19 protein-coding genes and 2 tRNA genes are annotated in these 21,832 nt (G+C 64.3%); 13 read left to right on the top strand and 8 right to left on the bottom strand.

The genetic code is table 11. The annotated features are described in order from the left end of the window. Window positions 1-61: 61 nt before the first annotated feature. Window positions 62-553 carry an acyl-CoA thioesterase gene (locus FYJ28_RS13060; RefSeq protein ID WP_154579573.1) on the top strand — a complete coding sequence of 164 codons (492 nt, stop codon included), beginning with the start codon at window positions 62-64 and terminating at the stop codon, window positions 551-553. Next, the gene (locus tag FYJ28_RS13055) at window positions 550-1,212 is read left to right on the top strand and encodes a hypothetical protein (RefSeq protein ID WP_326831705.1); all 663 of its coding nucleotides are present in this window, start codon (window positions 550-552) and stop codon (window positions 1,210-1,212) included. The genes FYJ28_RS13060 and FYJ28_RS13055 overlap by 4 nt, the downstream gene beginning before the upstream one ends. Here FYJ28_RS13055 and FYJ28_RS13050 read toward each other — a convergent pair. From FYJ28_RS13050 to FYJ28_RS13030, 5 genes are all read right to left on the bottom strand, one after another. Then, window positions 1,209-1,652 (bottom strand): globin, encoded by a 444-nt coding sequence (locus FYJ28_RS13050; RefSeq protein WP_154579572.1) that lies wholly within the window; start codon window positions 1,650-1,652, stop codon window positions 1,209-1,211. The two genes, FYJ28_RS13055 and FYJ28_RS13050, sit on opposite strands and share 4 nt — an antisense overlap. Continuing rightward, window positions 1,649-2,314, bottom strand: a complete 666-nt coding sequence (locus tag FYJ28_RS13045) for a mechanosensitive ion channel family protein (RefSeq protein ID WP_326831704.1) — start codon at window positions 2,312-2,314, stop codon at window positions 1,649-1,651. The genes FYJ28_RS13050 and FYJ28_RS13045 overlap by 4 nt, the downstream gene beginning before the upstream one ends. An 84-nt stretch (window positions 2,315-2,398) precedes the next feature. Continuing rightward, window positions 2,399-2,866, bottom strand: a complete 468-nt coding sequence (locus tag FYJ28_RS13040) for an OsmC family protein (RefSeq protein ID WP_326831703.1) — start codon at window positions 2,864-2,866, stop codon at window positions 2,399-2,401. Window positions 2,867-2,938: 72 nt separating this feature from the next. Continuing rightward, window positions 2,939-5,491 (bottom strand): aminopeptidase N, encoded by a 2,553-nt coding sequence (gene pepN, locus FYJ28_RS13035; protein WP_154579570.1) that lies wholly within the window; start codon window positions 5,489-5,491, stop codon window positions 2,939-2,941. Between the two features lie 145 nt (window positions 5,492-5,636). After that, window positions 5,637-8,531, bottom strand: a complete 2,895-nt coding sequence (locus tag FYJ28_RS13030) for an FG-GAP repeat domain-containing protein (protein ID WP_195840673.1) — start codon at window positions 8,529-8,531, stop codon at window positions 5,637-5,639. A 387-nt stretch (window positions 8,532-8,918) separates the two neighbouring features. On the opposite strand from FYJ28_RS13030, the gene FYJ28_RS13025 reads away from it, so the two are divergent. Together FYJ28_RS13025 and FYJ28_RS13020 are read left to right on the top strand one after the other, a co-directional pair. Then, on the top strand, window positions 8,919-9,395 hold the full coding sequence (locus FYJ28_RS13025) for a ribose-5-phosphate isomerase (RefSeq protein ID WP_154579568.1): 477 nt from the start codon (window positions 8,919-8,921) through the stop codon (window positions 9,393-9,395). After that, window positions 9,395-10,285 carry an Fpg/Nei family DNA glycosylase gene (locus FYJ28_RS13020; RefSeq protein WP_154579567.1) on the top strand — a complete coding sequence of 297 codons (891 nt, stop codon included), beginning with the start codon at window positions 9,395-9,397 and terminating at the stop codon, window positions 10,283-10,285. Before FYJ28_RS13025 ends, FYJ28_RS13020 begins: the two co-directional genes overlap by 1 nt. A 68-nt stretch (window positions 10,286-10,353) precedes the next feature. Here FYJ28_RS13020 and FYJ28_RS13015 read toward each other — a convergent pair. Continuing rightward, a tRNA-Gly gene (locus tag FYJ28_RS13015) sits at window positions 10,354-10,424 on the bottom strand. Between the two features lie 139 nt (window positions 10,425-10,563). Here FYJ28_RS13015 and FYJ28_RS13010 point away from each other — a divergent pair. From FYJ28_RS13010 to FYJ28_RS12985, 6 genes are all read left to right on the top strand, one after another. Next, a tRNA-Pro gene (locus FYJ28_RS13010) sits at window positions 10,564-10,637 on the top strand. Window positions 10,638-10,692: 55 nt separating this feature from the next. Next, window positions 10,693-12,045, top strand: a complete 1,353-nt coding sequence (gene tig, locus FYJ28_RS13005; RefSeq protein ID WP_326831702.1) for a trigger factor — start codon at window positions 10,693-10,695, stop codon at window positions 12,043-12,045. Window positions 12,046-12,349: 304 nt separating this feature from the next. Beyond that, window positions 12,350-12,964: an ATP-dependent Clp protease proteolytic subunit gene (locus FYJ28_RS13000; RefSeq protein ID WP_055240869.1), complete on the top strand. Its 615-nt coding sequence runs from the start codon at window positions 12,350-12,352 to the stop codon at window positions 12,962-12,964. A 48-nt stretch (window positions 12,965-13,012) separates the two neighbouring features. Then, a complete protein-coding gene (locus FYJ28_RS12995) occupies window positions 13,013-13,684 on the top strand; it encodes an ATP-dependent Clp protease proteolytic subunit (RefSeq protein WP_055240870.1) in 672 nt (223 codons plus the stop codon). A 233-nt stretch (window positions 13,685-13,917) separates the two neighbouring features. Then, complete coding sequence (gene clpX / locus FYJ28_RS12990) at window positions 13,918-15,210, top strand: ATP-dependent Clp protease ATP-binding subunit ClpX (protein ID WP_154579566.1); 1,293 nt, start codon at window positions 13,918-13,920, stop codon at window positions 15,208-15,210. A gap of 65 nt (window positions 15,211-15,275) precedes the next feature. Next, window positions 15,276-15,887 carry a mycothiol-dependent nitroreductase Rv2466c family protein gene (locus FYJ28_RS12985; protein ID WP_326831701.1) on the top strand — a complete coding sequence of 204 codons (612 nt, stop codon included), beginning with the start codon at window positions 15,276-15,278 and terminating at the stop codon, window positions 15,885-15,887. 63 nt (window positions 15,888-15,950) lie between these two features. Here FYJ28_RS12985 and valS read toward each other — a convergent pair whose 3' ends face one another. Next, window positions 15,951-18,566 (bottom strand): valine--tRNA ligase, encoded by a 2,616-nt coding sequence (gene valS, locus FYJ28_RS12980; protein WP_154579564.1) that lies wholly within the window; start codon window positions 18,564-18,566, stop codon window positions 15,951-15,953. Window positions 18,567-18,678: 112 nt separating this feature from the next. Here valS and FYJ28_RS12975 point away from each other — a divergent pair, with 112 nt between their 5' ends. Continuing rightward, window positions 18,679-19,047, top strand: a complete 369-nt coding sequence (locus FYJ28_RS12975; RefSeq protein WP_229780448.1) for a DUF488 domain-containing protein — start codon at window positions 18,679-18,681, stop codon at window positions 19,045-19,047. Here the strand turns inward: FYJ28_RS12975 and FYJ28_RS12970 are convergent. Beyond that, window positions 19,020-19,463: a PGPGW domain-containing protein gene (locus FYJ28_RS12970; protein ID WP_055240874.1), complete on the bottom strand. Its 444-nt coding sequence runs from the start codon at window positions 19,461-19,463 to the stop codon at window positions 19,020-19,022. The two genes, FYJ28_RS12975 and FYJ28_RS12970, sit on opposite strands and share 28 nt — an antisense overlap. A 326-nt stretch (window positions 19,464-19,789) precedes the next feature. Between FYJ28_RS12970 and FYJ28_RS17635 the strand changes: the two genes are divergently transcribed. Further along, a complete protein-coding gene (locus tag FYJ28_RS17635) occupies window positions 19,790-20,638 on the top strand; it encodes a DUF559 domain-containing protein (protein ID WP_154579563.1) in 849 nt (282 codons plus the stop codon). Between the two features lie 198 nt (window positions 20,639-20,836). After that, a complete protein-coding gene (locus tag FYJ28_RS12960; RefSeq protein WP_154579562.1) occupies window positions 20,837-21,580 on the top strand; it encodes an SDR family oxidoreductase in 744 nt (247 codons plus the stop codon). The last annotated feature ends 252 nt before the right edge of the window (window positions 21,581-21,832 follow it).

Below are 21,832 nucleotides of genomic sequence, written 5' to 3'. Positions count from 1 at the left end.
CGGCTGTTCTCCGCCGGACGCGTTTTCGACGCCGCGGCAGACTCCTGAGAAGATGGACAGCATGCCTATCCATCGCTTTCCCATCCAGCTGCGCTTCGGCGACGAGGATTCAAACGGCCACGTCAACAACGTCCGCTACGTGCAGTTCCTGGAGGAAGCCCGCGTAAGGCTCTCACTGCTGCCGCTGGAGCCGGCCGGCAGCCAGGAGCCCGCCGCTGAGGCAGAGACGTTCCGCTCGGTGACGAGGCAGGCGGGAAGCACCGTGGTCGCCCGGCAGGAGATCGAGTATCTGACGCCGCTTACCTACCACCAGGACCCGGTCTGGATTGAAATCTGGGTAAGTGCACTCGGCGGGTCGAGCTTCTCATACGGTTTCCGCATCATGGACGAGGATGCGGGAACGGTATACGCCGTGGCAGAAGCTGCGATGGTGATGGTGGGGCGTGAATCCGGCCGTCCGGAGCAGCTGACCGATCGGCAGCGCGCCATCCTCGGCAGCTGGGCAGGCGGACGGGTTCCCTTCCGCCGGGAAGCTGCCGGAGCAGCAAAGTGACGCAGGCGCAGAGTCTTCGGCTGGCAGACCCGCAGGTCACAGCCGACCTCAGGAACTTCGTGTCCCGGGCCCGCAGCGCCGACGACGGAGCGGTGCGCCTGCAGGCGGTCGGGGAAGTGCTGGCGGCCTATGTGTGTGTACTGAGGCCGAGGGTTCTGGGTGAGGCCATGCCCACGGTGATCGGGATGCGTGCAATGCCGCTGGGGGTTCCTGCTGAGCTCGACACCACGGTCCAGCTCTCGGCCGTGGCCGACCGGCTGGCGCGGCTGGACTCCGGAGACACAGAGCTTCCAGTTCCGCCCATGACGGTTTCGGAGAGCTGGGCTGGAATCGCTGCTCCGCGTGCGGGGTGGCAGCATGAAGCAGAGGTGGAAGTTTCCCTGCTGGAGCAGGCAGCCCATCGGGGCATCAAGGATGTTGCTGCCCGGATCCCGGGAAACCCGGGAGCGGCGATGGTCAACAATGTGCGCGTGCCGATCTGGAGCGAGCCGATCGCCGGACTGGCAGCAGAGCTTCCGGCAGGGGCAGCCTTCGCGGCGCTCACACTGGGTTTCCTGCCAAAGTCCGGAACGGCGTCGCTGTTCAGTAACGGACGGTGGCTGCGGCTTAGCACCAGCACGGGCCATGTACTGGTGCGCCCGCCTTCCGTCCTGTTCTAGGCGGAGTTGACCATTGAATGGGCTGCGCGCTCCAGATAGTCCCAGAGCGTGGCTTCATGCAGGGGCGCCAGGTCCAGGGAGTCGACGGCGGTGCGCATGTGGCGCAGCCAGGCGTCGCGGGCTGCGGGGGTAACCTGGAAGGGCATGTGGCGCATCCGCAGACGGGGATGGCCGCTCAGCTCGCCATAGGTCTTTGGCCCGCCCCAGTACTGTTCGAGGAACATCAGGAGCCGTTCCTTCGCAGGCCCAAGGTCCTCCTCGGGATACATCGGCCGCATCAGCGGATCCTCGGCAACGCCGTCGTAAAAGACGTCAACGAGCTTCACGAAGGCGTCGTGGCCGCCGACTGCCTCATAGAAGTTGTAGGCGGGCGCGGTGAAGCCGGTACCGGGATTCGACGCCGTCAGCGGCAGCGAAGCGGGACGGGGCTGTTCAGTCATTTACGTTCTTCTTCCTGTAATGCTGCGGAACCGGCTGCGGCCCCGGGTTCATTGGCGGGCGGGACAAATTCCCCCTGGGAACGGTTGCCCACTTTGGCGAACTCTCCGTTGCGGATGTACCAGATAACACCGCGCTCATCCACCAGACGGGTGATGCGGATGCCCACCGACTGAACCGTCCCGGTGGTGTCACCGACCTCGATTACGTCCCCGATGCCGTACTGGTCTTCCATGGTGATGAACAATCCGGCAAGGGCATCCCGGATGACTTCCCGGGCACCGAAACCAAGGGCAATGCCGACAATGCCCACGCTGGCCAACAGCGGGGCAATGTTGGTGCCCAGAGCATCCAGGACCATGATGACCGCGACCGTCCAGATGGCGACGGTGACGGAGCTGCGCAGCAGGGCACCAATCGTGTCTGCCCGCTGGACGCGGCGCTTGTTGTCCAGATTCCGCATTACCGGCTGGGCCCAGCGGAGCCGCTGGGTACGCAGCAGCGCAGAGCCCTTCTGGGCGCGCGCCACCACCTTGGAAATCAGGAAGCGGGCGATGAGCCAGACAATCAGGGCGGCCAGGATGATGATCCCACCATCGAGAAGTCCGCTGAAGTCGAAGCTCATCTCAATGGGGGGAGTGTCAGTTGTTGCCGGAAGCTGCACAGGTGCTGGCCGTCCTTCGAAATCGGGGAGGGATACTCCAAGGGTACTGCGGGAGGAACCTCCGCAGGATCTGTGGAAGGGGCCTCAGACCAGCGTGAGGGCCGCGTGTTCCACCGGGAAGTTCACGCTGCGGGCGATGAAGCATAGCCGGTGTGCTTCATCATGCATTGAGGAAGCCAGAGCGGGGTCACCGGTGCCGATGCGGACCCTGGGACGGAGCAGGACTGAGGTGAACTCGCCGCTGCCGTCACGGTTGAGCCTCAGCGTGCCCTCGGCGTTGTCTTCATAGGAGATGACGCTGATGCCGTTCTTCACTGCCACATGAAGGTAGGACAGCATATGGCATTGGGTGAGGGCGGAGAGCAGGAGCTGTTCCGGATTCCAGCGGTCCCGGTCGCCATGGAACGTGGGATCGGCCGTGCCGGGCAGATCCGGCAGGCCGGGGGAGCGGAGCACATGGTCACGGCCGTAGCCGCGGTACGTCTGCGTCCCGGTGCCTCGGTTCCCGGTCCATTCAAGGCTGACGCCGTAGCGGTGTTCTGAGAGGTTCACAGCTTTAAGCTACCGTGCGGGACCCCGGTCCGGCGGATCGGACGGGATCCCGCACGACGGCGGCTGGCTGCGCTAGTGGTCGGCGGCCTGTGCCTTGAGGGCACGGACCACGCCGTCGCGGTTTTCGAGCAGCAGGCGGCGCAGGGCCGGTGCTTCATCCCCGAGCGAGTCCAGGAAGGCGTCTGTCCGGTCGACGGTCTCCTGGGTCGTCAGTCGTGCCGGGTAGAGGCCGACGACGATCTGCTGTGCGATTTCGTGGGTGCGGGTGGCCCACACGTCGCGCAGCGAGTCGAAGTAGCGTTCGGCGTACGGTTCCAGGAGACCGGTGTCGTGGACCCGGCTGAAGCCGCCGATGGCTGCCCGCTGGGCGGCGTTGGGCAGATCCGAGCGAACCACGATGGCTTCCCAGGCGGCGGCCTTGGCTTCTGCTGAGGGCAGGGCTGCACGGGCACCGGCTGCGGCCAGCTGGCCGGTTGCCGTAGCGTCCCGTTCCAGCTCGGCGGCGATTTCCGCCTCGCCCATCCGGCCCCCGGCAACGAGTGCGGTGAGCAGTTCCCAGCGCAGGTCCGAGCCAACCTCCAGGCCGTCCAGGACCAGGTCGCCGGAGAGCAGGGCAGCTACCTCGTCCAGCTGCTCCGGGGTCTGGGCATGGGAAGCGAAGGCCTTGACGAACTGCAGCTGCGAGTCAGAGCCGGGTGCTGCACCGCGGGCCAGGTCCCAGAGGCTGTCGGCTGCAGCGGCGGTCATGGGCTCACGGTCCTGCGGTGCTACGTAGAAGGTCAGCGTCGTTGCCAGCTGGCGCAGCAGGACCTGAACCACTGAGGAGTCCGATTCGGAGGCGATGTTCTGCAGGACCAGTTCCACGTAGTTCCGTGCCGGGATCTCGCCGTCGCGCGTGGCGTCCCAGGCCGAAGCCCACACGAGGGTGCGCGGCAGCGACTCGGCGATGTCCCGCAGGCGCCGGGTGGCGAGGCGCCAGGAAGCGTCATCGAGGCGGATCTTGGCATAGGCAAGGTCGTCGTCATTAAGCAGGATCAGGTCCGGGCGCTGAAGGCCGGCCAGATCCGGAACCTCGGTGAGTTCACCGTCGACGTCCAGTTCAACGCGGTGGGTGCGGCGCAGCTTGCCGTCCTCGGCAGTGTTGTAGAAACCAACGGCCAGCCGGTGCGGACGAAGCGTCGGATACTCAGAGATCGCAGACTGCGCGACAGCGAAGGAAGTGATGACGCCGTCGTCGTCCGTCTCAATGACCGGCCGCAGGGTGTTGACGCCTGCTGTTTCAAGCCACTTGGCGGACCAGTCGCTGAGGTCCCGGCCGCTGGCGGTTTCAAGTTCCGAAAGCAGGTCGGAGAGCTCAGTGTTGCCCCAGGAGTGCTTGCCGAAGTACTCGCGGACGCCCTGCATGAACTTGTCCTGGCCAACCCACGCCACCAGCTGCTTGAGGACGGAGGCGCCCTTGGCGTAGGTGATGCCGTCGAAGTTGACCTGTACGTCTTCGAGGTCACGGATCTCGGCGACGATGGGGTGTGTCGTCGGAAGCTGGTCCTGGCGGTAGGCCCAGGCCTTTTCCATGGAAGCGAAGGTTGTCCACGCCTGCTTGAACTCGGTGGCCTCTGCTGCGGCCAGGGCGGACATGAACTCCGCGAAGGACTCGTTCAGCCACAGGTCGTTCCACCAGCGCATGGTGACCAGGTCGCCGAACCACATGTGGGCCAGCTCGTGCAGGACGGTGATGGCACGCCGCTCGACGGTTGCGTCGGGGACCCGGCCGCGGAAGACGTAGCTTTCCAGGAAGGTCACGGCGCCGGCGTTCTCCATGGCGCCGGCGTTGAACTCGGGGACGAAGAGCTGGTCGTACTTCTCGAACGGGTACGGGGTGCCGAACTGGGACTCGTAGAACTCGAAGCCCTGCCGGGTGAGCTCGAAGATGTTCTCGGCGTCGAGGTATTCCATCAGGGACTTGCGGGCGAAGACGGCCAGCGGAATGGTGCGGCCGTCGGAACTGGTCAGCTCGGAACGGACGGACTGGTACGGGCCGGCGACCAGGGCCGTGATGTAGGACGAGATCCGCGGCGTCGGCTCGAAGGACCAGGTGGCACTGGGGCTGCCGGAGTCCTCGGCACTGGCCTGGACCGGTTCCGGGGTGGGGGAGTTGGAGATGACGTCCCAGTGCTCCGGGGCTGTCACCGTGAACCGGAAGGTTGCCTTGAGGTCCGGCTGCTCAAACACAGCGAACATGCGGCGGGAGTCCGGTACCTCGAACTGTGAGTAGAGGTAGACCTCGTTGTCCACCGGGTCCACGAAACGGTGCAGGCCTTCGCCGGTGTTCATGTAGAAGGCGTCGGCTTCAACCACCAGTTCGTTGCTCGCGGCAAGGTTGGGGAGCTGGATGCGCACGCCGTCGGAGACTTCCTGCGGATCCAGGGCCACGCCGTTGAGCGTGATTCGGTGGACCTTGGAAGTTACGGCATCGATAAAGGTGGAGGCTCCGGACTGTGCGCCGAAGCGCACCACCGTGGTGCTGCCAAAGACCTCGTCGCCGCGGGTCAGGTCCAGATTGATGTCGTAGGACTCGACATTAATCAGTTCCGCCCGTTCACGCGCTTCAGCACGGGTGAGATTCATACCTGGCAAGGAAGAGCCTTTCGAAGTGGAGAGATATCGCCGGGGCTGTCAGTGAGTCAGCCCCGGCGTCAAAAGTAACAATTGCAACAATCTCTTACTGAGGGCGGTTCTGCCAAGTGGGAACGGAAAAGGAAGTGCCGCTTGTCTAGCCGGTTTTGCCTGCGCTTCGGCCCTGCTGGTATCCCTCGTTTCGCATACCGTCCCCTGCGTAGTGCCTGGTGGCTCCGGCCGGAGTTATGCCTAGCAGGTCCGGAATGCGGTCACCCGTGGTGTCCGGCGTTCCGAGCAGTTCCCTAAAGATGTTCCAGCCCGTGCCCACGTTCTGGGCGCTGCGGAAAGTACCGTTTCCCTGTCCGCGGTAAAGCAGCAGAGCACCGTCCGGCGTGCGGGCCAGGACGTCGTTGGTGCCGTCCTGGTCGTAGGTTCCTGCCGCGGTGAGAACCAGGTTCTCCCAGCCATAGTTGCCTATCCGAAGTCCCGGTGAGTAGCCTTCTGCCCCGCCGCCGACCCGGCCGGTGCCCCGGTACAGCCAGAGCGAACCGTCGCGGTGGCGGGCGAGAAGGTCAGGGCGTCGGTCACCGTTGAGGTCCGGACTGCCCAGCACCTGATTGAAGATTCCCCAGCCTGTCCCGATCCTGAAAGCAGGCTTGTACCCCTCGTTCCTGCTGTCGACCTTGCCGGTGCCCGCATAGAACCAGAGCGTGCCGTCGTGTGTGACCGCGATCAGGTCGGCGAGTCCGTCCCCGTTAAAGTCGCCGGGGCTCGTTACTTCACGATAGATATTCCAGCCGCTGCCGATCCGCTGCGGCGAGCCGTGGGCTCCCTTTCCCTGGCCCGGATGCAGCCAGAGGGTGCCGTCACGCCGAATGCTGAGCAGGTCGGGCCGGCGGTCTCCGTTGAAATCCGAAACGCTAAGGGTCTTCACGGCCTGGCCCAGGCCGGGGGTGCTGGTGCTGACGGCCGCAGCGTAGCCCTGAGTGATCTTTTGGGTCCCGGAGTAGAAGACCAGGGACGTATTGGGGGAGCGTCCAATCAGGTCCGGACGCCCGTTTCGGTCGAAATCGAAACCGCTGAGGATTTCCGAGTAGACATTCCAGCCCGTGCCGATGACGGAACCGGCCGCGAAACTCCCGTTCCCGCGGCCGGGCCGCAGGACGATGCTCCCGTCGGAAGTGCGGCCGATAACGTCGGGGCGTCCGTCTCCGTCGAAGTCGCCTGTGCCAACCAGCAGGTTGTACTGATTCCAGCCGGTGCCCGCAGCCGAAGACGGTCCGTGTTCGCCCCGGCCGGTGCCCGAGTAGAGGAAAGCCTGCCCATTCGGCCGGACCGCCAGAAGATCAGGCCCGCCGCCGTTGACATTGGAGACGGCTATGATCCGCTGGAAGTCATCCCACCCCCACGCACCAATTTTCCGTCCTGGCCGGTAGCCCTCATTGCTGCCGCCCACCACACCGGTTCCGGAGTACAGCCAGAGGCTGCCGTCGACGTGCCGGGCCACCAGGTCATTGCGCCCGTCGCCGTCGTAATCCCCTGGTCCGATGATCAGGTTGAAGATCTCCCAGCCGGAGCCGATCCGCCGCGGAGAGCTGAACGAACCCTTGCCGTTTCCAGGGGAGAGCCAGAGCGTTCCGTCGGTCCGGCGACTGACCAGGTCGGCTGATCCATCGCCGTTGAAGTCCCCGGGAGAAACGGTGCGGAGGCTGTGGTCGTACGTAACGGGACCGGTAACGGTCACGGATGCGGAGGCTGCGGAAACCGAATTAATCCTGACCGTAGTGCCCGCATGGGTAGTGAACGTTTGGCCGGCCTGCCAGGCATGCCTGCCGTTGTAATAGCCGGCGAATGGCCGGGTGGAGGGCGGAATGATGAGGGAGTTCACCGCCCACGAGTTGGCCTTGTCCGCCCTGACAATCTTCACCCCGCGGTTTCCTGACGGTCCCGACTGGAGGTACTGGTCGTATCCTGCGGGCTGGCGCAGTTCTATGTAGTAGGTGTCGCCGGACCGCGGATCCGTGAACTTCACGGCCCTGTTCGCGGCAGTGCCGCCCCAGGGGCGCAGGGTATAAGTCCGCGGGGTTCCCGCCCGCCCGCCGTCCGTGATTTCATTTCCGCGGCCAAAGTTGCCGGCGTCCCAGAAATAGGAGTTGATTACCGGCTGGTTGTACTGGGCGGATCCCATCAGATCCGTTGTGTCCCCGTACTCGCGGCTGGTGCACGCGCCGTCCGCCCAGCGGCCGCCGTTTCCGCTTCCCACGTCCTGGCGTCCGTTTGTGCATTGGAGGCTGTTGGCGTGCAGGAGCCCGAGGACGTGCCCGACTTCGTGGGTGACGACGTTGTTGGTGAATGATGAGGGTGCAGGCATGAGGATACGGCCGGCGGTTCCGCCCACGGTCCAGCCACCGCCCAGGATGCCGCCATAGCCGCCCGACCGAAGGTCTGCCGTCGGCACAAAGACCACGAGGGCGGTGTAGGGCTTGTCGACCCATTTCAGTTCCTTGGCAATCTTGTTCATCATCGTCGCGTAGTCGTCACTGGCGTTCGCGGTGGAACTGTAGTGGACGCGCTCTGAAGCGATGGACATGGACAGGCGCCCGTTGGACATGGAGCGCCAGTAGTTGTTGGCGCTGGTAATGGAGTTCCGTGCCGCAGGCAGGTTCACCAAGTTCCCGTTGCCGTTTACAGTCGCCCGCACCAGCGTCACCTTGATGTTCCCGGCCCTTGCCGGTGCCGCGAGCATGCTTGCGGCACCGCCACGTGCCAGCATGGGCTCGACGTGTTCGTGCTCGGACTCGACCGCCGAGCGGATGCTGCCGTCTTTTTCCGTGACCAGCGGGGTGTCAGGTCCCGGAACAACATGCCCTTCGCCCACGGGAACATACACATAGCCGTCATCTTCTGTCTCGGCGGTCTCGGCCTGTTCAGCCATTTCCGCTGCAGGGACGGGTTCCGGGGCGGGGGAAGCCACTTCGCTGGGAGCCTGTACGTGTGCCGGATCAGTGGCCTCAGGCAGGGCCGGCTCCGTAGCGTCCTGGGTAGGCAACGCCGTCCCGTCCGGGGTTGCCTCACCACTTGTCGAAGGAACCGCGGGGTCCTGAATTTCCGTTGGTGGCGCAGGCGCCGTCGCCACGGCGTTTGCGGCCGGGAGGCCTCCGAAGGCAAGCGCCGCCGTCAAGGTTGCAAGAAGAGCGAGTTTTCCGGTTTTCAATGGTGAATCCTTGCATAGCGTTGCGGCGGCACATGGAGGTGGTTCCGCCGGGAACACTCCAATGCCGGACTTGCCGACGGACGAGACCCGTTCCCAGCGAAACCACTTGCCTGTGCTGCTATCGGCACACATGAGCTCAGTGTTATCTATTTGGGACCGAATCCCGCAAAAGTTAAGCTGGTGTCTGGCAGTTCCGCCACCCATCATCAATGAACGGAAATCATGCGCGTCCACATTGCAACAGACCATGCCGGGCTGGAACTCAGCTCCCACCTGCAGGAACACCTCACGGCTTCAGGATACGAAGTGGTGGACCACGGGCCGCAGGAATATGACGCCGAAGACGACTACCCCGGGTTCTGCATTGACGCAGCCAAGGCGGTAGCAGCAGACCAGGAAGCCGGCCTGGATGCGCTCGGCATAGTCCTCGGCGGTTCCGGGAACGGAGAGCAGATCGCCGCGAACAAGGTCCGCGGAATCCGGGCTGCCCTGGCATGGAACCTGGACACGGCCCGCCTGGCGCGCCAGCACAACGACGCCAACGTCGTCGCCGTCGGCGGCCGCCAGCACACCCTGGCTGAGGCGACCGAGATTATCGATGCCTTCCTCGCCGAACCCTTCAGTGGAGCGGAACGCCACGTCCGCCGCATTGCACAGATCGCCGAGTACGAGGCAAACGGCGCCATCGCGGCCCGCTAATGCCCGAAGGCCACTCAATCCACCGGCTGGCCCGGCAGTTCAGCTCCGTGTTTGCCGGCCGGCGACTGGCGGTCTCCAGCCCGCAGGGCAGGTTTGCCGCCGGCGCTGCGAAGCTCGACGGACAGGTCCTGACCGGGGCCCAGGCGCACGGGAAGCAACTCTTCCTGGAGTTCGGGAATGACCTGTTCCTGCGGATCCACCTGGGCCTTTACGGTGCCTTCGATTTCGGCGGGGACGAGACCTTCCGTGGCGCCTCCAGTATCGGCGCGCCGCGCCGGGTGGGGGAGCAGGAGACGGCGGACGACGGCGATGCCTCCCCGTACGCGGGCCCGCCGCCGCCAAAGGGGGCGGTCAGGGTGCGGCTGGTCTCGGACCACGGATGGGCAGACCTGCGCGGCCCGACTGCCTGTGACGTCATTACCGATCCCGAACGCCGTGCCGTGCTGGCCAAGCTTGGGCCTGACCCGCTGGATCCAGCGGAGGACGGTGCATTGGAATTTCAGAGCAGGCTGCTCCGCCGGCGGTCACCGGTGGCTGCGCTGCTGATGAACCAGGAGGTGCTGGCGGGCGTCGGGAACGTTTACCGTGCCGAAGTGCTTTTCCGCCAGCGGATTTCACCCTGGCATACGGGTACACAGATCCGTCCGGAACAGGCCCGGGCGCTCTGGGAGGACGTAGTGTCCGTCATGACGGACGGCGTCGCAGAGGGACGGATAATCACCACCAGGCCGGAACACAGGGAAGACCCCCGCCTTCCGGTGCCCGTATCCGAGGCGCATTACGTCTATCGGCGGCAGGGACTGCCCTGCAGGATCTGCGGCACCGCCGTGGCTCTGACGGAACTTGCTGCCCGGAAACTCTACTGGTGTCCTTCCTGCCAGGCTGAGTAGCAGGCAAACTGCAGAGCACAACAAAAAGGCCCCTGGAAACCAGGGGCCTTTTTGGGTTTATTTGTCCGAGGGGATGACGGGAATCGAACCCGCGTAATCAGTTTGGAAGACTGAGGCTCTACCATTGAGCTACATCCCCGGCGCCGTAAGGCAGGATTTACCTTAGCACGGTAATTCGGCGGATGAACAATCGGCGGCTTCCCGTCCTCAGGCAGGGTCGGTGCGTCCCGGAATTGTGCATGTGCCAGTCAATGCCGGTAGGCTGTCAGGTGCACTGACGGGGTGTAGCTCAGCTTGGAAGAGCGCCTGCTTTGGGAGCAGGAAGTCGCAGGTTCAAATCCTGTCACCCCGACTCTGTATAAACGACGGTGCAGACCAACCCAAGAACCCTCAGGAGAACTAACGCTGTGAAGAGCGCTGTAGAAAACCTCACACCCACGCGGGTAAAGCTCAACGTAGAAGTTCCGCTTGAGGAATTGAAGCCGAGCATCGACGAGGCCTACAAGACCATCGCCACCCAGGTGCAGGTCCCGGGCTTCCGCAAGGGCAAGGTCCCCAACAAGCTCATCGATCAGCGCGTTGGCCGCGGCTACGTCCTGGAAACCGCCATCAACGAAGGCCTGAACGGCTTCTACCAGGCCGCAGTGCAGGAAACCGGCATCCGTCCGCTGAGCCGTCCCGAGGTCGAGATCAGCGAAGTTCCCGATCCCACGTCCGACGAAGGCCAGCTGGTCTTCAACGTCGAACTGGACATCCGTCCCGAGATCGAACTCCCGGACTACGCCGGCATCGAGGTCACCGTTGAGCCCGCAGAAGCAGGCGACGCCGACGTCGAGAAGGCAATGGACGAGCTTCGCGGCCGCTTCGGCACGCTGAAGAGCGTTGACCGCCCCGCCGCCGAAAACGACTTCCTGACCATGGACCTTGTTGCCAAGGTTGACGGCGAAGAGGTCGACTCCGCTTCCGATCTTTCCTACCAGGTTGGCGCCGGCACCATGCTCGAAGGCATGGACGAGGCCGTCACCGGTCTGTCCGTGGACGAGTCCGCCACATTCACCACGAAGCTGGCCGGCGGTGAGCACGCAGGTGCCGACGCCGAGGTGACCGTCACCGTGAAGGCCGTCAAGGAGCGCGAGCTGCCCGAGGCCAACGATGACTTCGCCCAGCTGGCCAGCGAATTCGACACCATCGCTGAACTGCGCGAAGACCTGGCCAAGCGCGCCGCTGAAGCCAAGGTCATGGAGCAGGGTGTCGAGGCCCGCGACAAGGTGCTCGAGAAGCTCCTCGAAATGATCGAGGTTCCGGTTCCGGAATCCGTCATTGAAGAGCAGCTGGACCAGCACTTCAACTCCGACTCTGCGCACGCCGCCGGTGAAGACCACGACACCGAAGAGCACCGTGCAGAAATCCGTGAGAACACCGCACAGGCGTTCAAGAACGAAATCATCCTGGACGCTGTCGCGGACAAGGAAGAAGTCGGTGTCAACCAGAACGAACTCATCGACTACATCGTCTCCATGGCCGGCCAGTACGGCATGGACCCGAACCAGTTCGCCCAGCTGATTGACCAGGGTGGCCAGGTTCCGATGATGGTTGGCGAAGTCCGCCGCCGCAAGGCCCTTGCCAAGGTCCTGGAACTGGCCAAGGTCACCGACACTGCCGGTGCCGAAGTTGACCTGACCGCTTTTGTCCGCCCCGAGGGTGAAGAAGCAGCCGCTGAGACCGAGGCTGCCGAAGAAGCAGGCGAAGAGAAGGCTTAGTCCTTACCGGACCGGTCACCTCCGGTCCGTATGCAGGAAGCACCGCAGCGCCATGCTGCGGTGCTTCCTGCGTTTAAGCCGCAGGCGAGACAAGGGGTGTTGCAGGTGCTGGCCTGCCGTCTCCCACCGTGCGCCGTCAGCGAACAGCGCGCGTAACGGGAGCAAAAGGGCAGCGGGAACGGTTAGTGTCCAAGAAGAGATAAACGGCGGTAGCCAGACACGGTGCATCAAAATGTGCCCGGCCCGGAATTTCCGCCAGAGCGAGAGGTCACTCAGTATGGCAAATGCACCCAGCACACCCACTATGGCTACTGTGGACCCGGCCAGCCGGGATGACTACATCTACAACCGGCTGCTGAAGGAACGGATCATCTGGCTCGGCTCGGAAGTCCGGGACGACAACGCCAACGCGATCTGCTCCCAGCTCCTGCTCCTCTCGGCTGAGGATCCGGAAAAGGACATCTTCCTTTACATCAACTCTCCCGGCGGTTCCGTAACGGCCGGCATGGCGATCTACGACACCATGCAGTTCATCCCGAACGACGTCGTCACCGTTGCTACCGGCCTCGCGGCTTCCATGGGGCAGTTCCTGCTGTCCTCGGGAACAAAAGGCAAGCGCTACGCCACCCCGCACGCACGTATCCTGATGCACCAGCCTTCCGGCGGCATCGGCGGCACGGCTTCGGACATCCGGATCCAGGCCGAACTGATCCTGCACATGAAGCAGGTCATGGCCGAGCTCACCGCTGAGCAGACCGGGCAGACTGTTGAGCAGATCCTGAAGGACAACGACCGCGACAAGTGGTTCACCGCAGAAGAAGGCCTGGCCTACGGGTTCTTCGACAAGATCTCTGCCCACGCCGGCGGCGTCACCGGCGGCGGCGGAACCAACCAGGACCAGGACGGCGAGCAGGGCTAACCAAGCCGCCAACCGGCCAGCGCACCACAGACTTCAGGAGTAAAAGCAATGAACCACAATTTTGGAACACCGGGCAGCGCGGCACCGCAGATGCCGACCAGCCGTTACGTACTGCCGCAGTTCGAAGAGCGCACGCCTTACGGCTTCAAGCGCCAGGACCCGTACACCAAGCTCTTCGAGGACCGCATCATCTTCCTCGGCGTGCAGGTGGACGATGCTTCGGCAGATGACGTCATGGCCCAGCTGCTGGTCCTTGAGTCCACTGACCCGGACCGTGACATCACGCTGTACATCAACTCTCCCGGCGGCTCGTTCACGGCTATGACGGCCATTTACGACACCATGCAGTACATCCGCCCCGAGATCCAGACCGTCTGCCTCGGCCAGGCAGCCAGTGCTGCGGCCGTGCTGCTGGCTGCCGGTACCCCCGGCAAGAGGCTGGCCCTGCCGAACGCCCGCGTGCTGATCCACCAGCCTGCGCTTGGCGGCGGAGAGCGCGGACAGGCCTCTGACCTGGAAATTCAGGCAGCTGAGGTCATGCGGATGCGTACCTGGCTGGAGGACACCCTGGCCCTGCACTCGAACAAGACGTCCGAGGAAGTCAACCGGGACATCGAGCGGGACAAGATCCTGACCGCCGCCGGCGCACTCGAATACGGCCTGATCGACCAGGTTCTTGATTCCCGCAAGATCAAGACCCCGGCCATCAACAAGAGCTAGAACCACCACTGCGCCGTCCCTGCCCGTCCTCGGGCAGGGACGGCTGCTGTTTCACCAAACGCGCCGGATGGCCTGAGGCTCGTAAAAAGGGCGCACCACGGCTTCGGAATTGCTGATTACCCCAACCAAGTGTCCTAGAGTGGAACATGGTTGACTGGCATGGTTTTCCTTCCGGCACGTTTTTTCCTCGGCACGGCTACCGCCGCCGGGGACCATCTAAAGGGGACTGAATTATGGCTCGCATTGGTGAGAGCACAGATCTGCTTAAGTGCTCTTTCTGTGGAAAGAGCCAGAAGCAGGTGCGCAAGCTTATCGCCGGCCCCGGCGTCTACATCTGCGACGAGTGCATCGAACTCTGCAACGAGATCATCGAAGAGGAACTTTCGGAGACCAGCGAAGGCGATTCCTTCGTCCTCCCCAAGCCCCGCGAGATCTTCGACTCCCTGCAGGAATACGTTATTGGCCAGGAACCGGCCAAGCGTTCCCTCGCAGTGGCCGTCTACAACCACTACAAGCGCATCCAGGCCGGCCATGCCTCCCGCGGCACCGGGAACCTGACGGACGCTGTAGGCACCGAGGACGTCGAGATTGGCAAGTCCAACATCCTGCTGATCGGCCCCACCGGCTGCGGCAAGACCTACCTGGCGCAGACCCTTGCCCGCCGGCTCAACGTGCCCTTCGCCGTCGCCGATGCCACCGCGCTGACCGAGGCCGGCTACGTGGGCGAGGACGTTGAGAACATCCTCCTCAAGCTCATCCAGGCTGCTGACTATGACGTCAAGAAGGCCGAGCAGGGCATCATCTACATCGACGAGATCGACAAGATCTCCCGCAAGAGCGAGAACCCCTCCATCACCCGCGACGTTTCGGGCGAGGGTGTACAGCAGGCGCTGCTGAAGATCCTGGAAGGAACGGTAGCTTCCGTTCCGCCGCAGGGCGGCCGCAAGCACCCGCACCAGGAATTCATCCAGATCGACACCACGAACGTGCTGTTCATCGTTGCCGGTGCGTTCGCCGGCCTGGAAGAGATCATCGGTTCCCGCTCGGGGCGCAAGGGCATAGGTTTCGGTGCGCCGCTGAACGAAACGAACAAGGACACGGATTCCTACGCGGACGTTATGCCCGAGGACCTGCTGAAGTTCGGTCTGATCCCTGAATTCATCGGCCGTCTGCCGGTCATCACCACGGTTTCCAACCTTGACCGCTCAGCGCTGATCCAGATCCTCACGGAGCCGAAGAACGCGCTGGTCAAGCAGTTCCAGAAGATGTTCCAGCTTGACGGCGTCGAACTGGTCTTTGAACCCGAGGCGCTGGACGCGATCGCGGATCAGGCTCTGGGCCGGGGCACAGGCGCACGCGGACTGCGTGCCATCCTGGAGGAAGTGCTGCTGCCGGTCATGTTCGATCTTCCCAGCCGCGAGGACATCGCCCGCGTGGTAATCACCCGGGAAGCCGTGACGGAGAAGGCCGAACCGACGCTCATTTCCCACGACGTCATCGCGAAGCGGCGGAATAAGTCCGCCTGATTCCGCGCTGCCCGAGGCGGGACGGGAATTCCGTCCGCGCCTGTCTTTTGAACGAGGAGTATTCTGTGCCCGAGAACCCCGCAACTGCCGATTTCTGGTTCGATCCCACCTGCCCTTTCGCGTGGGTGACCTCGCGCTGGATGGGCGAAGTCGAGCAGGTACGCAACGTCCGGACCCAGTGGCATGTGATGTCCCTGGCAGTCCTCAATGAAGGACGGGACCTTCCCGAGGACTACCGCGCCCGCATCGACAAGGCCTGGGGTCCGGTCCGCGTCATCATCGCCGCAGCAGAACTGCACGGCCAGGAGAACATCAAGAAGCTCTACGACGCCATGGGCACCCGCATCCACGTGCAGGGCATGAAGGATTACGACGCAGTAATCGCAGAGGCTCTGGCCGAAGTTGGACTGCCGGCTGAACTGGCCGACGTTGCCGCTACCGACAAGTTCGACACCCAGCTGCGTGCCTCGCACCAGGAAGCCATCGACAAGGTGGGCGACGACGTCGGCACGCCCGTGGTCGCTTTCAACGGCACCGCCTTCTTCGGTCCCGTCCTGACCCGCATCCCGCGCGGGGAAGAGGCAGGAAAGATGTTCGACGGCGCACTCGCGCTGGCCTCGAACCCGCACTTCTTCGAAATCAAGCGCAGCCGCACCGAGAACCCGCAGTTCGACTAAGAGCCGCTAAACATAAAGTGCCCGGCCGGAATGATCCGGCCGGGCACTTTGTGTTTTTGCTGCCTACTCTGCGGGCGCCAGTTCGACGTCGCTTACCGTCAGCTCGCCGTCGGCGGCTTTCAGCTCAAGGTTCCGGACGTTGCCCGCTGCCAGCAGATCGGGCAGGCCGGCACGCAGCCGCTCAACCAATGCAGCCGGGGCGGTTACCGTGGCGTTGAGGACCTCGGTGCGCTGCTTGACCTTGGCTTCGGACTTGGCCTTGCGGATGCCGCCCAGTGCCTGGGCAACGGTTCCCAGGATCGCCGCATCGGCACCCGAGACGCCTGCGGCCAAGCCATCGACGGTGGGCCAGGACGCGCGGTGGACGGATCCGGCGCGCCACCAGCTCCAGACCTCTTCGGTGGCGAAGGGCAGGAACGGGGCGAACAGACGCAGGAGCGAGTCCAGCGTGGTCGCCAGGGTGGCCAGCACGGAAGCCTGCTCCGCGTCGCCTGCGGCACCGTAGGCGCGATCCTTGATCAGTTCCACGTAATCGTCCGTGAAGGACCAGAAGAAGGACTCGGTGATCTGCAGCGCCCGGGCGTAGTCGTAGCTGTCGAACGCCTTGGTCGCGTTGTTCACCACGTCCACCAGCTGCACCAGCAGGGACTGGTCCAGCGGGTTGGTGATAGCCGAGGCATCATTCTTGACCACATTCGCCTCTGTGGCTCCGAGGTTCAGCACGAACTTTGAGGCGTTCAGAAGCTTGATGGCCAGCCGGCGGCCGATCTTCATCTGTGCGATCTCGTAAGCGGTATCCGCGCCAAGGCGGGCCGAGGCAGCCCAGTAGCGGACGGCGTCGGACCCGTATTCATTGAGCACATCGGTGGGGACCACCACGTTGCCCTTGGACTTGGACATCTTCTTGCGGTCCGGGTCCAGGATCCAGCCGGAGATGGCGGCGTGCTTCCACGGGGCAGCGTGCTGCAGCGCGTCGGCGCGGACCACGGAGGAGAACAGCCAGGTACGGATGATGTCGTGGCCCTGCGGGCGCAGGTCGAACGGGAAGACCTTGGAGAACAGGTCCTCGTCCACGCCCCAGCCGCCCACGATCTGCGGGGTGAGCGACGAGGTTGCCCACGTGTCCAGCACATCGGCGTCGCCGATGAAGCCGCCGGGCTCGTTGCGCTGCGACTCCTCGTAGCCCGGCGCCGGGTCGGCAGCCGGATCAGCCGGGAGTGCCTCGAAGGCAGGCAGGATCGGGTTGTCGTAGTCCGGGTTGCCGGAGTTATCCAGCGGGTACCAGACCGGAACCGGCACACCGAAGAAGCGCTGGCGGGACACCAGCCAGTCACCGTTCAGGCCTTCGATCCAGTTCTCGTAGCGGGAGCGCATGAACGCCGGGTGGAAGTCGATTTCCTTGCCGCGGGCGATCAGGGCCTCGCGGCGGTCCGCGTCGCGTCCGCCGTTGCGGATGTACCACTGGCGGCTGGTGACAACCTCAAGGGGCTTGTCACCCTTTTCGAAGAAGTTCACCGGGTGGGTGATCTTCTTCGGTTCGCCGTCCAGGTCGCCGCTTTCGCGGAGCATCTCCACGACGGCTTCCTTGGCGCTGAAGACTGTCTTGCCGGCAACGGCGGCGTAGTTTTCCCGGGCCGCGTCAGTCTGAATCCATTCCGGGGTGTCCGCAAGGATGCGGCCGTCGCGGCCGATCACGGCGCGGGTGGGCAGGTTCAGTTCACGCCACCAGGTGACGTCAGTGAGGTCGCCGAAGGTACAGATCATCGCAATGCCCGAGCCCTTGTCCGGCTTGGCCAGCGGGTGCGCCTTGACTTCAACCTCAACGTCGAAAAGCGGGGACTTCACCGTGGTGCCGAACAGACGCTGGTAGCGCTCGTCGTCGGGGTGTGCCACCAGCGCCACGCAGGCGGGGAGCAGTTCCGGGCGGGTGGTCTCGATGTAGATCTTTTCGCCGTCCGGGGCGTGGAAGCTGACCCGGTGGTACGCGCCGGGCTGCTCGCGGTCCTCAAGCTCGGCCTGGGCTACAGCGGTGCGGAAGGTGACATCCCAGAGGGTGGGGGCTTCGGCCATGTAGGCGTCGCCGGCCTTCAGGTTCTCCAGGAAGGCTCGCTGGCTGACGGCGCGGGAGTGGTCGTCAATGGTCCGGTAAGTTCGGGTCCAGTCGACGGACAGGCCAAGGGTGCTGAAGAGGTTCTCGAAGACCTTTTCGTCCTCCACAGCCAGCTCTTCGCAGAGTTCGATGAAGTTGCGGCGGGAGATGACGTCGAAGTCGCGCTGGTTCTTTGGGGCCGTTGCCGGCGGACGGTAATCGGGATCGTACGGCCTGGTCGGATCGCAGCGTACGCCGTAGTAGTTCTGCACCCGGCGTTCGGTGGGAAGGCCGTTGTCGTCCCAGCCCATCGGGTAGAAGACGTTCTTGCCCTTCATCCGCTGGTAGCGGGCCAGGACATCAGTCTGCGTGTAGGAGAACATGTGTCCTACGTGCAGGGAACCTGAAGCAGTCGGCGGGGGAGTGTCAATCGAGTAGACCTCATCCCGGACCGTGTCGGGATCAAAGGCGTACGTGCCCTCTTCGCGCCAGCGGCGGCTAAGGGTCTCTTCCAGCCCTTCCAGGGCGGGTTTGTCAGGAACGGAAACGGTCGCAGCGGGCGTGTCTGTGCCCGGGATATTGTCAGCCATGGTGCCATTCTCCCACGGGTGCCGGTGCCCTCGTCATCTGTGTCGTGGTCTGCGAACTCCCGTTGCCGCAGGCCCCTTCCGGGGGCAGCTGCAGCAGCCTAGCATCCGGTACATGGCTGAAATGGATCCGTCCCAGGTGCGCGTGCGGCGCATTTATGCAGAGCCCGACGGCGGTTTCCGGGTGCTGGTGGACCGGCTCTGGCCGCGCGGGGTCTCCAAGGCGCGGGCTGACCTGGACGAGTGGTTCAAGGAAGGAGCACCCAGTACAGAGCTGCGGGAGTGGTTTGGGCACCAGCCGGAGAGGTGGCCGGGCTTCGTGGAGCGCTACACGCAGGAGCTGGAGGATAACGACGCCGTAGCTGACTTCGCGGCCGCCTGCGCTTCCCGGCCGGACACGGTGCTGCTGTACGGCACGCGGAACGAGCAGGAGAACGAGGCGGTGGTGCTGCGGGACTACTTGCTGGGCCGGAACTTCACGTAGCTGTACACCACCAGGGCGATGGCAATGCAGCCGGAGAGAATAAGTGCCGTTCCCGTGGTCCAGCCGCCCGGAAGCCACCACGTGTCCTCCAGCGGCCACCACGAGGGCACCCTGCGCCACAGTCCCCAGGTGATACCGGCAGCGATTAGCGTCAGGGCACTGGTCAGGGCAACGGCAATCCGGCCCCAGGACTGCACCCCCTGTTCGGCCGCGCGGAAGGCCTGGACTTTCACGGGATGCAGCCAGCGGCTGGCCCAGTGGTAGCGAAGGGACAGGATTGCCAGGCCGGCGACCAGCATGAGCAGGCCCGGACCGGGAAGCACCAGGGCGACAGCTCCGAGCGCAATCAGGGTCCAGCCGGCCACTTCAATGCCCGTGCGGCGGACCCAGGCGGGGATTCTGTCGGTGCGCGGCATGCTTCCAGCTTCGCATAGCCCTCCTTCCGGACCGACACCTCCGGTCCGGACCGGGCCGCCTGCGGCTTGACCGTGGCCCGGTCCCAGCCGCGTTCGGCTTGACCGTGGCCGACTGAGCGTAGGTTCCCAGTCCTCGTTATGGGTGGGGCAGGCGGGGCCCCGCTGGTATGCAGGGGTAACGAGGGATGGGAAGCTGTGCGCTGGGAGCCCCATGCCGGCGTCGTCAGTCCCTGCACCGCCCCGAGCCGCGGACACAGATGTCTTGAGGGTCCACAGATTGGGCGGCAGACCGCACTCGTTGTGGGGTATCACTACAGGCTTGCATCGTGAAGACCGTGGTAGCCGTGCAGACGGTAAAAACGATGCAACCGATAGAAGCAGTGTGCCGGGCGCACTTCGGGGTCCTTAGCGCAGGGGCGCTCGCAGCGAACGGGTTTGGGCGTGCCAAGGTTGCCGCTGCACAGCGCAGCGGCGTCCTGCAGCGTACCGGTCGCGGGTACTACCGGCTGGAAGATGCTCCGGATGAGCTGGTTGCGGCGGCTTCACTGGGCGCCTCCCTTACATGTGTCTCCGCTGCCCGGCTTCACGGCTGGTGGGTCTTGAATGCTCCCGAGGTCCTGCATCTGCGAGCTGACAAGTCAGTGGATGTTCCCGGAATCAGGCTCCATCGGGGCAAGAGATCGGCGTCCAGGCTGATGTGCTCACCGCCGGCCATCGTCCTGGACGCCTTTCGGTGTCTTCCACCTTTGGACGCCCTGGTGATTGCTGAATCGGCAGTGGTCAGCAGTGCCGTCTCAAAAGCTGTACTCATCCGTGCTTTCGGCCGGCCGCAGGACTGGCGTGTTCGTGCCGTTCTGGAAGGAATCAGTCGGAAAACGGCTTCTCCCCTGGAGGTCTGCGCCCGGTACCACCTTTGCGCGGCGGGGTTTTCGGTCCGGAGGGAGGTGATGGTGGAAGGTGTGGGTCGGGTGGATTTCCTGGTTGGGGACCGGCTCATTATTGAACTGGACGGGTACGAGTTCCACAGCGACCGAACTGAGTACCGGAACGACCGGGCCAGATGGAACCGGGCCACGGCTGGTGGATTCATAACCCTGCGTATCACTGCCGAGATGATCCTGCGAAGCCCTGAGGACTTCATCCGGTTAGTCCGTGCCGCCCTGGCCCGAGCCTGAAGCGCGGGCCGACGCTTAGAATCCCAGCCATCGTTGCGCACGGCCACTGGTGGTACCTCGGCAACCACACAGGTAACGGCGGGTGGGAAACTGCGCCGCCCCCAGCCGACCGCCCAGAGCCCCAGGGCGGCACCCCCCCGCGACACAGCACGACCCGCACCGGGCCGCAGGCAACACAAGTTCGCTAGGGTTGCTCCCATGACGAACAAGCGCGTGGTTGTAACCGGAGCAAGCTCGGGAATCGGTGCGGCAGCAGTCCGTGCCCTGCGGAAGACAGGTTGGGACGTCATCGCCGTCGCCCGCCGCCGGGAACGTCTGCAGGAACTGGCAGAGGAAACCGGCGCCCGGATCGTTGCCTGCGATGTCACAGACCGCAGCTCCGTCGATGCCATGGCCCGCGAGGTACTGGCGGGCGGGGGAGTGGACGCCATCGTGAACAACGCCGGCGGCGCTTTCGGTATGGACACGGTAGCGGCAGGCAAGCCCGAGGACTGGGTAAACATGTACAACGTCAACGTGCTTGGCGCGCTCAACGTAACGCAGGCCTTCCTGCCGGCACTGCGGGAAAACGGGCACGGCTCCATCCTCATGCTGACCTCCACCGCCGCGCTCGCAGCTTATGAAGGAGGAGCCGGCTACTGCGCAGCCAAGGCCGGCGAGGAAGCTATGACCCAGGCGCTGCGGCTTGAGGAAGCCGAACACAACGTGCGGGTCATCGAAATCCTGCCCGGCATGGTGAAGACCGAGGAGTTCTCCCTGAACCGGCTCGGGGACGCAGCAGCGGCAGAGAAGATCTACGCCGGCGTCGAAAAGCCCCTCACGGCAGAGGACGTTGCAGACGTCATGGCCTATGCACTGAATGCCCCGCACCACGTCAACCTTGACCAGGTGGTCATCCGCCCGGTGGCGCAGGCCGCGCAGCACAAAGTAATCCGCCGCTAGGCACTGGCCGGCCGGGGCTTCGACATCAGCCCCGGCCGTGGCCTAAACTGGGCCAAGCAGCTTTGACCCGGCCATCACCGGTGAGCTTCCGGAAGAACGGCGCATAACTGAAGCAGAACTGAATGCGCCCAGTAGAACCGGACGGGTAAGCCCGTCACAGCAGTCAACGAGCGGCAGCCGGCGCGCACCCAGCAGGATCGGGCGTACGACGGCGGCAAGCGAGGTGGTACCGCGGCTTATCCCCGGCGTTCG

The organism is Arthrobacter sp. BL-252-APC-1A (assembly GCF_009696625.1).
In the GTDB taxonomy this organism is placed as follows: Bacteria; Actinomycetota; Actinomycetes; order Actinomycetales; family Micrococcaceae; genus Arthrobacter_B.
This window is presented reverse-complemented; position numbering and strand designations above follow the sequence as displayed.